The sequence below is a fragment of the Neisseria sicca 4320 genome, assembly GCF_000193735.1.
GTDB classification, from domain to species: Bacteria; Pseudomonadota; Gammaproteobacteria; order Burkholderiales; family Neisseriaceae; genus Neisseria; species Neisseria sicca_E.
Map to the genome: position 1 here is coordinate 19518 of NZ_AEPF01000028.1, position 12214 is coordinate 31731.

Sequence of the window (12214 nt, forward strand, 5' to 3'; positions counted from 1 at the left end):
ATGGTCTTGGTCAAACCGCATCGCGCTAGCGGCTCAAATCAAACGCGCTCAAATCCAGCCCTTCCTGCTGCCGCCAGCGTTGCAGCAGCAGGCGGTGCGGCATGGGATAGGCTGCGCCGGTTTGAATCTGCGCGATGCGGTCGCAACGGAAATGGCGGAATGCCTGTCGCAAGGTGCACCAAGCCGCCAGAAGCCGCACGTTGTCCCAATAGCCCAACGCCACCGGCCACACCGTGCGTCGGCTGGCCTGCCCTTGCACATCGGTGTAGCTGAAACTGAGTATCTGCTCCTGCCGCAAAGCCTGCCGCACCTGCGCCAGAACGTGTTCTTCGTCGTGTCCGAACGTCGTCGCGCAGTTAATCGGATACACCGCATGGGCTTCTGCCTGCTCCGCCAAGCGCGCGGGCAGCACTGCGTGCACTTTACCCAACACCGAACGCGCCGCCTCCGCCATTTCGCCATCGGCATGCGCCGCCGCCCAACGCATACCCAACATCAATGCCTCCAGCTCGTTTTCGCTAAACATCAGCGGCGGCAGATTGCAGTCCTGCTGCAACACAAAGCCCACGCCCGCCTCCCCGCCAATCACCGCGCCCTGCCCGCGCAGTGTGTCGATGTCGCGATACACCGAACGCACGCTGATACCCAACTCCTGCGCCAGCAGCCGCGCACTTTTCGGATGGCGGCTGGCACGCAGAAGCTGCAAGAGTTTGAGCAGGCGGTCGGTGCGGCTGGGCATGGTGGGTCTCCTTGATTTCCTTTGAGGAAGGTGGGCAGTTTGTTTGATTTCTGAAATATGCGGATAACCGGGCAGCCTGATTGCCTACGCATTGTTGCATCAGGCATGGCCGTCATGGGAAGCGGAAGAGTAGCGGGTTCGGGCTTGAATGGGCAAGGGTTCCGATTCGATTTCGTTTACCACCAAGCGGTTAAGGAGTCATGGCAATTGCACCAAAGGTCGTCTGAAAATAGTTTTCAGACGACCTTTGTTCACATTATTTATTTCCCGAATCAATGCCTGAAATGGCGAACGCCCGTTACCACCATGGCGATGCCGTGTTCGTCCGCTGCATCAAAAACTTCCTGATCGCGCATCGAGCCTGCAGGGTGGATGATGGCTTTGATGCCCTGTTCGGCGATGACGTCCACGCCGTCGCGGAACGGGAAGAAGGCATCGGAAGCGGCACATGCGCCGTTGAGATCGAGATTGGCGTCCTGCGCTTTGCGGGCGGCGATGCGGGTGCTGTCCACGCGACTCATTTGGCCTGCACCGATGCCGTAGGTTTGACCGCCTTTGCCGAAGACGATGGCGTTGGATTTGACGTATTTTGCGACGTTCCAAACGAACAGCAAATCGTTCCATTCCTGCTCGGTCGGTTGGCGTTTGGAGACGACTTTCAAATCGGCACGGCTGATGCGGTGGATGTCGGGCGTTTGTACCAACAGTCCGCCGCCGACGCGCTTGAGTTCGAAGCGGTTTGCACCCGCTTCTAGAGGCACTTCCAATACGCGCACGTTTTTCTTGGCGGCGGCGATTTCGAGGGCTTCGGCGGTGAACTTCGGCGCCATCAGGACTTCCATAAACTGGTTGTCGGTAATCTGTTGCAAGGTTGCGCCGTCCACTTCGCGGTTGAAGGCAATGATGCCGCCGAACGCGCTGGTGGTGTCGGTGGCGTAGGCGAGTTTGTAGGCGGTCAAGGTATCGGCTGCAACGGCGACGCCGCACGGATTGGCGTGTTTCACAATCACGCAGGCGGGCGCGTCGAAGGATTTGACGGTTTCCCAAGCGGCATCGGCATCAGCAATGTTGTTGTACGACAATTCTTTGCCTTGGAGCTGTTTGTATGCGGCGAGGCTGCCTGCGGCGGGATACACATCGCGGTAGAACGCGGCGCGTTGGTGCGGGTTTTCGCCGTAGCGCATGTCTTGCACTTTGATCCAGCTTTGGTTGAACTGGCTTGGGAATTCGCCGATTTCGGGCGTGCCGCTCAACACGTCGTCTGAAAGCGAGGTCAGGTAGTTGGAAATCATGCCGTCGTATTGGGCGGTGTGGCTGAACGCTTTGCGCGACAAGTTGAAGCGGGTTTTGTCGCTCAACGCGCCGCCATTGGCTTCCATTTCGGCAGCGACGGCGGGGAAGTCGGCTGTGTCGGTAACGATGGCGACGTGTTTCCAGTTTTTCGCGGCAGAGCGCACCATGGTCGGACCGCCGATGTCGATGTTTTCAATCGCGTCTTCCAGCGTGCAGTTTGGTTTGGCGATGGTGGCGGCGAAGGGGTACAGGTTGACGCAAACGAGGTCAATGTTGCCGATGCCGTGCTCTTCCATCTTGGCGACGTGTTCGCCCAAATCGCGCCGCCCCAAAATACCGCCGTGGATTTTCGGATGCAGCGTTTTCACGCGGCCGTCGAGCATTTCGGGAAAACCGGTGTAGTCGGCGACTTCAATCACGGGAACGCCCGCATCGGCAAGCAGCTTCGCCGTGCCGCCGGTGGAGAGGATTTCGACACCGAGTTTGTGCAGGGTTTGGGCAAATTCGACTGCGCCGTTTTTGTCGGACAGGCTGATCAGGGCGCGTTTGATGGAAGGCATGGGGATTCCTTTTAAGCAGATTTATAACTGGAAACAAACACTTTCAGGGGCGGTATTATCCCCCAGTTTCGAAGTTTTAGCAGCAGTTTTCTGGAAAAATTGTTGACAATTTTTTCTATAAAAAAGGTCGTCTGAAAACCGTGTTCATAAGTTTTCAGACGACTTTCACATATCCAACCACTTAACATTTTTAAATAATTTTAAAATTTCATACAGTTAAATCTTGCATACATTAACAAACAGCCATAGAATGCAAAATTGGTTGGATTGCATAATCTGCCCTACAAAGTCCAAATTCCGAGTTACCCAGGAGTCATCCAATATGTACAGAAAATTCCTCTGCATTTTCGCAACCGCGGCCTTGGCAGCCGGCTGTGCGACCGAGTCTTCCAAAACCATCGAAGCCGTCAAAGTCAGCAGCTACAATACCCCTTATCACGGTGCGCGCGCACCTATTTCCATCGGCAGTTTCGACAACCGCTCCACTTACCAGCGCGGCGTATTTTCCGACGGGGAAGACCGTTTGGGCAGTCAGGCGAAAACCATTCTGCTGACCCACCTGCAACAGACTAACCGTTTCAACGTACTCAACCGTACACAATTGAGCGCGCTGAAGCAGGAAGCAGGCATCGGCGGCAAAACACAAGCCCTTAAAGGTGCGGATTATGTGATTACCGGCGATGTGACCGAGTTTGGCCGCAAGGATGTCGGCGACCATCAGCTTTTCGGGATTTTAGGACGCGGCAAATCCCAAGTCGCCTATGCCAAAGTAGCGTTGAACGTCGTGGATGTACGCACTTCCGAAGTGGTTTATTCAGCGCAGGGCGCAGGGGAATTTTCATTGTCCAACCGCGAAGTCGTCGGCTTTGGCGGCACTGCGGGCTACGATGCGACGCTGAACGGCAAAGTATTGGACCTGGCCATCCGCGAAGCAGTCAATAATTTGGTTGCCGGCATCGAAAGCGGTGCTTGGACGCCTGCACGCTGAAAGGTCGTCTGAAATGGACAAACTCATCAAAACAGGCTGCCTGGGCGCATTCTGCCTGCTGCTGGCCGCATGCGGCAGCCCTCAGCAAACCCTTTATTATTGGGGAAACAACAATGCCGATGTTTACGAACGCCTCAAAAGCGACGGCAAACCCCTAGGCGAACAAATCGACGCAATGGAAAAATATTTCCAAAAAACCCGGAGCGAAAATAAAAAAGAAGCACCCGGCACACACGCTCATTTGGGAATGCTGTTGAGCGAGGCGGGGCAGGATCGGTCGGCGGCGGAACACTTCGAAACCGAAAAACGCCTGTTCCCCGAATCTTCCGTCTTCATGGACTTCCTGTTGAAAAATAAAGGAGCCCAAAAATGAGCAGCCTGAAAACCGCCCTTTTTTGCCTCTGCAACCGCCGTCATACTGTCAGCCTGCTCCGCTACCGCGCCGCAGCCTTTCGACTATTCTGCATTCAGGGAAAGCAAACCCCGCTCCATTTTGGTATTGCCCCCCTTAAACGAATCGCCGGAAGTCAAGGCAAGTGCAGGGATGCTCGCTTCTTCCACGCGACCGTTGGCAGAATCGGGCTATTACGTCTTCCCGGTTGCCGCAGTGGCCGAAACCTTCAAGCAAAACGGTTTGGACAATGCGCACGACATCCATCAAGTCAGCCTTGAAAAACTCAATCGGATTTTCGGCGCGGATGCCGTACTCTATATAAAAATCAACCAATACGGCACCAGCTACCAACTCATCCAAAGCGATACCCGGGTTACGGCGGAAGCCAAACTGGTTGACGCGAAAACCGGAAAAGAGTTGTGGCACGGTTCTGCAACGGCTTCCAGCACCGAAAACAACAATACTGCCGGACAAGGCCTGCTCGGCGCAATGGTGAGCGCAATCGTCCAACAGATTGCAAGCTCGGTCGGCGACAAAGGATTCGATATTGCCCAAGTTGCAGGCACGCGCCTGCTTTCGGCGTCCGCGACGAACGGCATCATGTACGGCCCTTATTCGCCCCACTATGAAACCCAGCCGGGTAAATAATCCCCAAAGCAAAGGCCGTCTGAAAACAAGTTTTCAGACGACCTTTTTCTTAGTTTACATTTCAATATTGGATTGATCGCTTATTTTATAGTGGATTAACTTTAAACCAGTACGGCGTTGCCTCGCCTTGCCGTACTATCCGTACTGTCTGCGGCTTCGTCGCCTTGTCCTGATTTAAATTTAATCCACTATAGCAAGGCACTTATTCAAACCGACTGTCGTCATTGCGGCGATCAGGTTGAATCCAATTTAAAAATCAGGCATGCGTTGCTTTTAAAACAGATTCCCAAACGTCTTTCAAATCGGGTTTCCCTCCGGTTCAGACGACCTCTTACGCACTCTTTCCTCTGTTCGACAGCCATCCCACCACAAACGTCGAAGCGATGACGATGAACACGCCCGAAGCCGACACGGCGGATAAATGTTCGCCCAGAATCAGTACCGCCATAATGACACCGATGACGGGTTCGAGCGAAATCAAGAGACCGGAGACATTGGCAAGGACTTTGTTCATGCCCTTGTTCCATAAAAGATAAGCAAGCCAACTGCATCCGATCCCCAAATATAAAACCGACAACACGCAGCCCCACGACCAGCGGACTTCATAACTTTCAGCCAACACCAGCGAAAACGGCAGGCACAACACCGCCGCCGCTGCCATGGAAGCAGAAGTAAATGCGGGCGCGCCGATGCGGGCAATCATCTCTCGGCTCGGGCGCATCACACCGGCAAAACCGATTCCGGCAAGCAAAATCAGCAAACAGCCGAACCAATCGACCGCGCCGCCCTCTTCCGCACCGCCCAGCACCATCATCCCGATACCGACAAACGCCGCCGCACCGCAAATCCAGTGGTAAATTTTCGCTTTGTCGTTGAAAAAGAAATGCCCGACAAACACCACCAGCAAGGGTTCAAGCCCGACCATGGTAATCGCGCTGGCAGCGGACGTGTATTTCAAACCGATAAACTGAAGCAGCAAAACCACGACGTAATTGATAAAGGCAATCCACAACAACGGCTTCCACTCGCGGCGCGGAATCTTGCCGAAATGACGGTAACAGGAAGGCAGCACCATCAACGCAGCAATCAGCAGCCGCGCCTCAACCATCAACGCGGCATCAAGCATCTCGTAGGAATATTTGGCGGCGATAAACGAGCTTCCCCAAATAATCAAGGCAAGGACTTGATAGAACATTTCAGACGACCTCAGCCCTCCAGCAGACCGTGTTGCAAGAGTTTCTTACGCAGCGTATTGCGGTTCAGCCCCAAAATCACCGCCGCTTTAGACTGATTGCCGCCGCATTGTTCCATCACACACGCGAGCATCGGCTTTTCCACTTGGTGCAATACCATATCGTACACGCCGCAAGGCTCAGTACCGTTCAAGTCTTTGAAATATTGTTGCAAATTCTGTTCAACGCATTGCGCAATATCGGGGATGGGTTGTTTCATGACATATCCTCCTTCATTATTTTTAAAAGATGACAGGCCGGCTGAAACGGGATTCAGACGACGTTTGTTGAGTTTGTATAGTGGATTGTTTTTTATTTCGATGAAACTGTGTTTTCAGACGACCTAACCTTCCCGATATTCACACACCCAGCGGTCGGTTTTCTCCGAAAGCGCCTCAAGATAGGCGGCAAGGGTATCGTATTGTGCCGCGGCGCTGTCCAAGCGGTTGATGTCGCGGCGCGTCTGCTCGCCGTCGGGCATGGCGTCGATGTACCAGCCTATGTGTTTGCGGGCAATGCGTACGCCGGCAACTTCGCCATAAAACGCGTGCATGGCGCGGATGTGGTTCAAAATGGTGGCGTTGCATTCTGCCAAGCTCAAGGCAGGCGGCAAAACGCCGTGTTCGGCGAAATATTTCAAATCGCGAAAGAGCCACGGCCTGCCTTGTGCGCCGCGTCCTATCATGATGCCGTCAGCGGCGGTTTGTTTGAGGACGGCGGCGGCTTTTTGCGGCGAAGTGATGTCGCCGTTGACCCAGACGGGGATTTTCAGACGACCTTTGGTTTCGGCAATCAGATCGTAAGCCGCTTCGCCTTTGTACATTTGCGTGCGTGTGCGTCCGTGGACGGCAAGGGCGGCAATGCCGCAATCTTCGGCGATGCGGGCGATGGCGGGCAGGTTTTTGTGGTCGTTGTGCCAGCCCAAACGGGTTTTGAGGGTAACGGGAACGTCCACCGCGCGGACGACGGCTTCGAGAATGGCGGCAACCAGCGGTTCGTTCTGCATCAGCGCGCTGCCGGCTTGAACGTTGCAGACTTTTTTGGCGGGGCAGCCCATGTTGATGTCGATAACCTGCGCTCCAAGACTGACGTTGTAACGCGCGGCATCCGCCATCTGCTGCGGATCGCTGCCGGCAATTTGGACGGCAACGGTGCCGCCCTCATCGGCAAAATCGCTGCGCAGCAGGGTCTTTTTGGTATTTCTCAACGTCGGGTCGCTGGTCAGCATTTCGCACACCGCCCAACCTGCGCCAAAATCCCGGCAAAGACGGCGGAACGGTTTGTCCGTAATGCCCGCCATCGGGGCGAGTGCAATGGGATTGTCAATAATGTAGCCGCCGATGCGCATGGTCAAACCGCCGTATGGAAAGGGCTGCCATTGTACAATTTTTAAGCAGGGTTTCCAATGGGATTTACTTTGGAAACAGATAAAACAAAGGGCGCAATCATGCGCCCTGCGGGTGTGTTTAAGGTTTCAGACGACCTCTTCGCCGTCTTGCGGACGGTTCAGTTTAACAAGGTCATAAAGAGGTACACAGCCGTCTGTATCAGCGCAACGATAGGCAGGATGATTTTTGCCAGCAGCCCTGTGAACATCAATATTAGGACAATCCACATTCCGTAAGGTTCGATTTTGCGAAACTGCATGGACTGTTTGGCAGACAGGAAAGTATCGATAAAGATGCCGCCGTCCCAAGGCAGGATGGGAATCAGGCTGAAAGCGACCCAAATCGCGTTCACGATAACGCCGTATTGCGCCATTCGGACCAACGGCTCCTGATAGGACTCGGGCGCGTAAACGGCAAAGGCGGCGACAAAGCCCCAGAAAAACGCCAAAATCAGATTGGCAATCGGACCGGAAATGGAAACCCAGCGCCAAGCGCGGCGCGGATCGCGGAAATTGCGCGGGTCGATGGGCATCGGGCGCGCCCAGCCGAAAACGAACGGGGTCAGCAGCAGGCTGATTATGGGTACGACGATCGTACCTACCGGATCGATATGCGGCAGGGGGTTGAGTGTCAGCCGCCCGTATTGTTGGGCGGTACTGTCGCCCCAACGGCGGGCGGTATAACCACGCGCGACTTCGCGTATGGTCAGGGCAAGGAGGACGGGCGGAATCGCGAGTAGGACAGTGCCCAAGTCAAAGTTTTGAAACATGGTTTTCCTTTGAAAGGTCGTCTGAAAACGACGGTGTATGTGCGGATGGCCGATTTATCGGAAACGGGAAGATATTTCTGCCTCATTCAATATGTTCTTTTTTGTCGGGTTTTCAACCCCTCCCCAGTCTTCATCATGCCCGGGCAGGCTTTAAATAACGGGATGTGTCTCGCCGCAAGCGACCCGGCTATACACACCTTCACACCGCCAGCCCCGTTACCAACTGCTTAAATTCCGTCCACGCGTCGCCGTCTTCCGCGCCTTTGATGATGCGATCGATTTTGGCGCAGGTTTTGAGGGCTTCGATCAGGCGGACGGCGGGAATGCGTTTGACGGCAATCGGCGCGAGGGTTTGCTTGTCGCCCCACAGGCGCAGGCTGTTGCGGACGGATTGCACGCTTTGTCCTTGCTTGAGCGCGGCGGTCAGGCGGATGAGGGTGCGGATGTCTTCGGCAACCGCCCACAGCAGCAAGACGGGTTCTTCGCCTTCTTCTTCGAGTCCGTCCAGAAGGCGGGCGACGCGCAGGGCATCGCCTTTCATCCATGCGCCGGAGAGCTGGAACACGTCGAAACGGGCGACGTTGGCGACGGCGACTTCGGCATCGGCGATGTTGACGATATGGTTTTGCGGGTGCAGCAGGGCGAGTTTGTCGATTTCTTGGCGGGCGGCAAGCAGGTTGCCTTCGACGCGTTCAGCAAACAGGGCGAGCGCGTCGGGTTCGATGTCGAGTCCGACCTTGTTCAGACGACCTTTTATCCACTGCGGCAGGGCTTGCGCGCTAATGGCTTTGGCTTCGAGTACCGTGCCTTTGGCGGCGAGCGCGGTGAACCATTTTGCCTGCGTTTGGGCTTTTTCGAGCTTGGGCAGCAGAATCAGGGAAACGGTGTCTTCGGGCAGGCGTTCGGCGAAGGTTTGCAGCGCGTCGCCGCCGTTTTTGCCGGGCTTACCGTTCGGAATGTGGATTTCCAAAAGTTTCAAATCGGCAAAAAGCCCCGCGCTGCCTGCGCTTTGCAAAAGTTCGTCCCAGTCGGCGCCGTTGTCCGCCGTAAAGACTTCGCGGTTGAGATAGCCTTGTTTTTTGGCGGCTGCGCGCAGGGTGTCGAGGGCTTCGATGCGCAACAGGTCTTCTTCGCCGTGGATGATGTACAGCGGCGAAAGCGGCATATCCGCGTTGACCTGTTCGATATTCATGACCGCCATCAATACGCTTTCAAGAACGTCAGGCGGCGGACGATTTGGTCGGCGGCGTCGGCGCGCATTTCCGCCCAGATGGTTTCGCTTTCTTCCTGTTTGCCCAATACTTCGCTGTCGTTGTAGTCCATCGTGCGGTTGACGAGGATGGTCATCGGTTCGCCCACAGGCTCGCCGTTGCGCATGGCTTGGGCTTCGACGCGAAGGGTCAGCAGGTATTCGTTGACCAGCGCGGCGCGGGTGATGGTGTAGATGTCCTGACGGGTTTCAATGTTCTTGATGTGCAAAGTCATTTGCGCTTCGGCGGCGGAAACGGGTTTGCCGTCGGCGCGGCGCAGGGCGTTTTCCAAAGCCTTTTGCATGACGGAGGCGTTTTGGATGTGCCAAGCGGGATACGGCAGCGTGTGTGCGGTGCCGCCCATGCCTTTGAGGTGGAAGCCGCAGGCGGACAGAAGCAGCACGGCGGCGGTCATCAGGATTTTGTTCATTTCATTCTTTCTGTTGCGCGGGTATCGGGGAATTATAGCGGATAGTCGGGCGGTCGGGAAACGCGGCGGCAGAAGCGGATTTCAGACGACCCCTTGCCGTTTGTCGTTTACCGGCACGATGGGTACAATCCAAACGTCAGACAACAGGAGAAACATCATGCACCCCATCCGCGAACCCATCCGCAGCGGCCTGCTGCCCGTATCGGACATCCATCAAATCTACTGGGAAGAATCCGGCAATCCCGACGGCCTGCCCGTCATCTTCCTGCACGGCGGCCCGGGCGCGGGCGCATCGCCTGCCTGCCGCGGCTTTTTCAATCCCGACGTGTTCCGCATCGTCATCATCGACCAGCGCGGCTGCGGCCGTTCACTGCCTTACGCCTGCACCGATGACAACACGACTTGGGACTTGGTTGCCGACATCGAAAAAGTCCGCGAAATGCTGGGTATCCAAAAATGGCTGGTGTTCGGCGGCTCGTGGGGCAGCACCTTGTCGCTCGCGTATGCCGAAACCCATCCCGAACGCGTTGCCGGACTCGTTTTGCGCGGGATATTCCTGTGCCGCCCGTCCGAAATGGCGTGGCTCGACGAAGCGGGCGGCGTCAGCCAAATTTATCCCGCACAATGGCAGAAATTCCTCGCGCCCGTCGCCGAAGAAAAACGCGGCAGCCTGATTGCGGCTTATCACGAAATGCTGTTCGGCGAAGACGAAGCAGGTCGTCTGAAAGCCGCCAAAGCATGGGCGGACTGGGAAAGCTACCTGATCCGCTTCGAGCCGCAAGACGTCGATGAAGACGCCTACCAATCGCTCGCCATCGCCCGCCTGGAAAACCATTATTTCGTCAACGAAGGCTGGCTGAAAGGCGACAAAGCAATTTTGGCGAACACGGACAAAATCCACCATATCCCGACCATCATCGTGCAAGGACGCTACGACTTATGCACTCCCATGCAAAGCGCGTGGGAACTGTCGCAGGCGCTGCCCGACGCCGAGTTGCGCGTGATTCAGGCGGGACACTCGTCGTTTGATCCGCCCTTGGCGGCGGCGTTGGTGGAAGCGGTGGAAGATATGAGGGAACGCGCTGCGTGGTGATAATAAAGAATTGAAATCATAAAAGCATAACTTGCCGTTATAGTGGATTAACAAAAATCAGGACAAGGCGACGAAGCCGCAGACAGTACAAATAGTACGGCAAGGCGAGGCAACGCCGTACTGGTTTAAATTTAATCCACTATATTTCTGTTTGGATGGAAATAACGGCAGACAAACAATATCGTTTTCTTTGACTTTGCGACAGGAAACTCCACCTGCCGCCACCTTCCCACCAAATTCCGAAAATACTGTAAAATAGCGTTAATTACGAGATTCAAGGTCGTCTGAAAACCGACGCGGCAGGTTCTCCGAAACCAGCCTCCGTTTTTCAGACGACCTCCCACCCTTAATAAGGAACCACAACTTCATGGACAACCAAACCAAACTCCGCATCGGCGGCCTGCTCGTGCTGACCACCGCCGTTTTAAGCTTGCTCATCGTCTTAATCGTCGATTCATGGCCGCTCGCCATCCTGCTCGCCATCATCATCGTCGCCGCAGCCGCCGGCGGCTTTGTTTGGACTTCGCGCCGCCAACAGCGCCAGTTCATCGAGCGCCTGAAAAAATTCGACATCGACCCCGAAAAAGGCCGCATCAACGAAGCTAACCTGCGCCGTATGTACCACAGCGGCGGACAACACCAAAAAGATGCGGTAACTTTAATCTGCCTGTCGCAAAAATGCTCGGTTGACGAAGCGCACGCCATGTTCAAAAAACGCCCGACCCGTCAGGAAATGAACCAAATGGCAGCCCAGCAGACGCGCGGACAAAAACGTCCCCACCGCTGATTCCTCCCAACACATAAGGTCGTCTGAAAACGGATACGGCGGATTTGCCGAAACAAAACATTCCGTTTTTCAGACGACCTTTTTACCGAGCAGACCGCCATGACCGCCCTTCCCCCCGCCCCCGTCAAACGCCGCCTTGCCGCCCTGATGTACGAGCTGTTGCTAACCGGCGCCGTAACCGCCATCGCCGCCATCCTTGCCGGGATCGCCGCCATTTTCCTCAACCCCGTTTCCCACATCCTTTCCAGCTTGGCTACCTGCGTTATCTTCGTAGGAAGCTGGTGGCTCTACTTCAAAACCAACTGGACGAAGACCGGCCGCACCCTCGCCATGCAGACTTGGAAAATCGGGCTGCACGGACGTAACAGCGCGCTGCCGCCATTGTCGCAACTGCGCATCCGCTTTATTTGGGCGTGTATCTTCGTTGTCTTCATCCCCCTACTCGCCTACGCAGGCCTGCGCCACCTGCTCGCCATCCCGCCCGTGCCCGCCTTCGGCGCCGCCCTGATTTGGCTCATCCTGCCGTGGGGCTTCGCCCTGCTGAACCCCGACCGGCAGTTTTTATACGATTTTTTGGCGGGAACGCGATTGGTCGATTTGAAACAGGAAACATCCGAAAGCTGAATGTTTCGCTGTTGTTCAA

14 protein-coding genes are annotated in these 12214 nt (G+C 55.5%); 6 read left to right on the plus strand and 8 right to left on the minus strand.

What is annotated here, in order from left to right:
• Positions 1-25 precede the first annotated feature (25 nt).
• Together NSCA4_RS0102475 and purH are read right to left on the minus strand one after the other, a co-directional pair.
• Positions 26-739, minus strand: coding sequence for a helix-turn-helix transcriptional regulator (locus NSCA4_RS0102475; protein ID WP_016686667.1), 714 nt, complete (start codon positions 737-739; stop codon positions 26-28).
• A 272-nt stretch (positions 740-1011) separates the two neighbouring features.
• Positions 1012-2592: a bifunctional phosphoribosylaminoimidazolecarboxamide formyltransferase/IMP cyclohydrolase gene (purH, locus tag NSCA4_RS0102480; protein ID WP_016686668.1), complete on the minus strand. Its 1581-nt coding sequence runs from the start codon at positions 2590-2592 to the stop codon at positions 1012-1014.
• Positions 2593-2914: 322 nt separating this feature from the next.
• Between purH and NSCA4_RS0102485 the strand changes: the two genes are divergently transcribed.
• The 3 genes from NSCA4_RS0102485 to NSCA4_RS12655 are packed head-to-tail and all read left to right on the plus strand — an operon-like array spanning position 2915 to position 4622.
• Positions 2915-3580: a CsgG/HfaB family protein gene (locus tag NSCA4_RS0102485; protein ID WP_003741163.1), complete on the plus strand. Its 666-nt coding sequence runs from the start codon at positions 2915-2917 to the stop codon at positions 3578-3580.
• 13 nt (positions 3581-3593) lie between these two features.
• The gene (locus NSCA4_RS0102490; protein ID WP_016686669.1) at positions 3594-3953 is read left to right on the plus strand and encodes a DUF4810 domain-containing protein; all 360 of its coding nucleotides are present in this window, start codon (positions 3594-3596) and stop codon (positions 3951-3953) included.
• 42 nt (positions 3954-3995) lie between these two features.
• Positions 3996-4622: a DUF799 domain-containing protein gene (locus tag NSCA4_RS12655; protein ID WP_050901018.1), complete on the plus strand. Its 627-nt coding sequence runs from the start codon at positions 3996-3998 to the stop codon at positions 4620-4622.
• Between the two features lie 331 nt (positions 4623-4953).
• Here the strand turns inward: NSCA4_RS12655 and NSCA4_RS0102500 are convergent, their stop codons facing one another.
• The 6 genes from NSCA4_RS0102500 to NSCA4_RS0102525 all read right to left on the minus strand — a co-directional run bounded on the left by NSCA4_RS0102500 (position 4954) and on the right by NSCA4_RS0102525 (position 9691).
• Positions 4954-5817, minus strand: coding sequence for a DMT family transporter (locus NSCA4_RS0102500; protein WP_016686671.1), 864 nt, complete (start codon positions 5815-5817; stop codon positions 4954-4956).
• An 11-nt stretch (positions 5818-5828) separates the two neighbouring features.
• Complete coding sequence (locus NSCA4_RS0102505) at positions 5829-6074, minus strand: Fis family transcriptional regulator (protein WP_016686672.1); 246 nt, start codon at positions 6072-6074, stop codon at positions 5829-5831.
• Between the two features lie 123 nt (positions 6075-6197).
• Positions 6198-7202, minus strand: coding sequence for a tRNA dihydrouridine synthase DusB (gene dusB, locus NSCA4_RS12660; RefSeq protein WP_016686673.1), 1005 nt, complete (start codon positions 7200-7202; stop codon positions 6198-6200).
• Between the two features lie 158 nt (positions 7203-7360).
• Positions 7361-8011 carry a site-2 protease family protein gene (locus tag NSCA4_RS0102515; RefSeq protein ID WP_016686674.1) on the minus strand — a complete coding sequence of 217 codons (651 nt, stop codon included), beginning with the start codon at positions 8009-8011 and terminating at the stop codon, positions 7361-7363.
• 199 nt (positions 8012-8210) lie between these two features.
• A complete protein-coding gene (holA, locus tag NSCA4_RS0102520; protein WP_016686675.1) occupies positions 8211-9212 on the minus strand; it encodes a DNA polymerase III subunit delta in 1002 nt (333 codons plus the stop codon).
• On the minus strand, positions 9212-9691 hold the full coding sequence (locus NSCA4_RS0102525; RefSeq protein ID WP_016686676.1) for an LPS-assembly lipoprotein LptE: 480 nt from the start codon (positions 9689-9691) through the stop codon (positions 9212-9214). Before NSCA4_RS0102525 ends, holA begins: the two co-directional genes overlap by 1 nt.
• Positions 9692-9848: 157 nt before the next feature.
• Here NSCA4_RS0102525 and pip point away from each other — a divergent pair, with 157 nt between their 5' ends.
• The 3 genes from pip (at position 9849) to NSCA4_RS0102540 (ending at position 12195) form a co-directional block, all read left to right on the plus strand.
• Positions 9849-10784, plus strand: coding sequence for a prolyl aminopeptidase (pip, locus tag NSCA4_RS0102530; RefSeq protein ID WP_016686677.1), 936 nt, complete (start codon positions 9849-9851; stop codon positions 10782-10784).
• 367 nt (positions 10785-11151) lie between these two features.
• The gene (locus NSCA4_RS0102535; RefSeq protein ID WP_016686678.1) at positions 11152-11571 is read left to right on the plus strand and encodes a hypothetical protein; all 420 of its coding nucleotides are present in this window, start codon (positions 11152-11154) and stop codon (positions 11569-11571) included.
• A gap of 99 nt (positions 11572-11670) precedes the next feature.
• Positions 11671-12195: an RDD family protein gene (locus NSCA4_RS0102540; protein ID WP_016686679.1), complete on the plus strand. Its 525-nt coding sequence runs from the start codon at positions 11671-11673 to the stop codon at positions 12193-12195.
• Positions 12196-12214 lie beyond the last annotated feature (19 nt).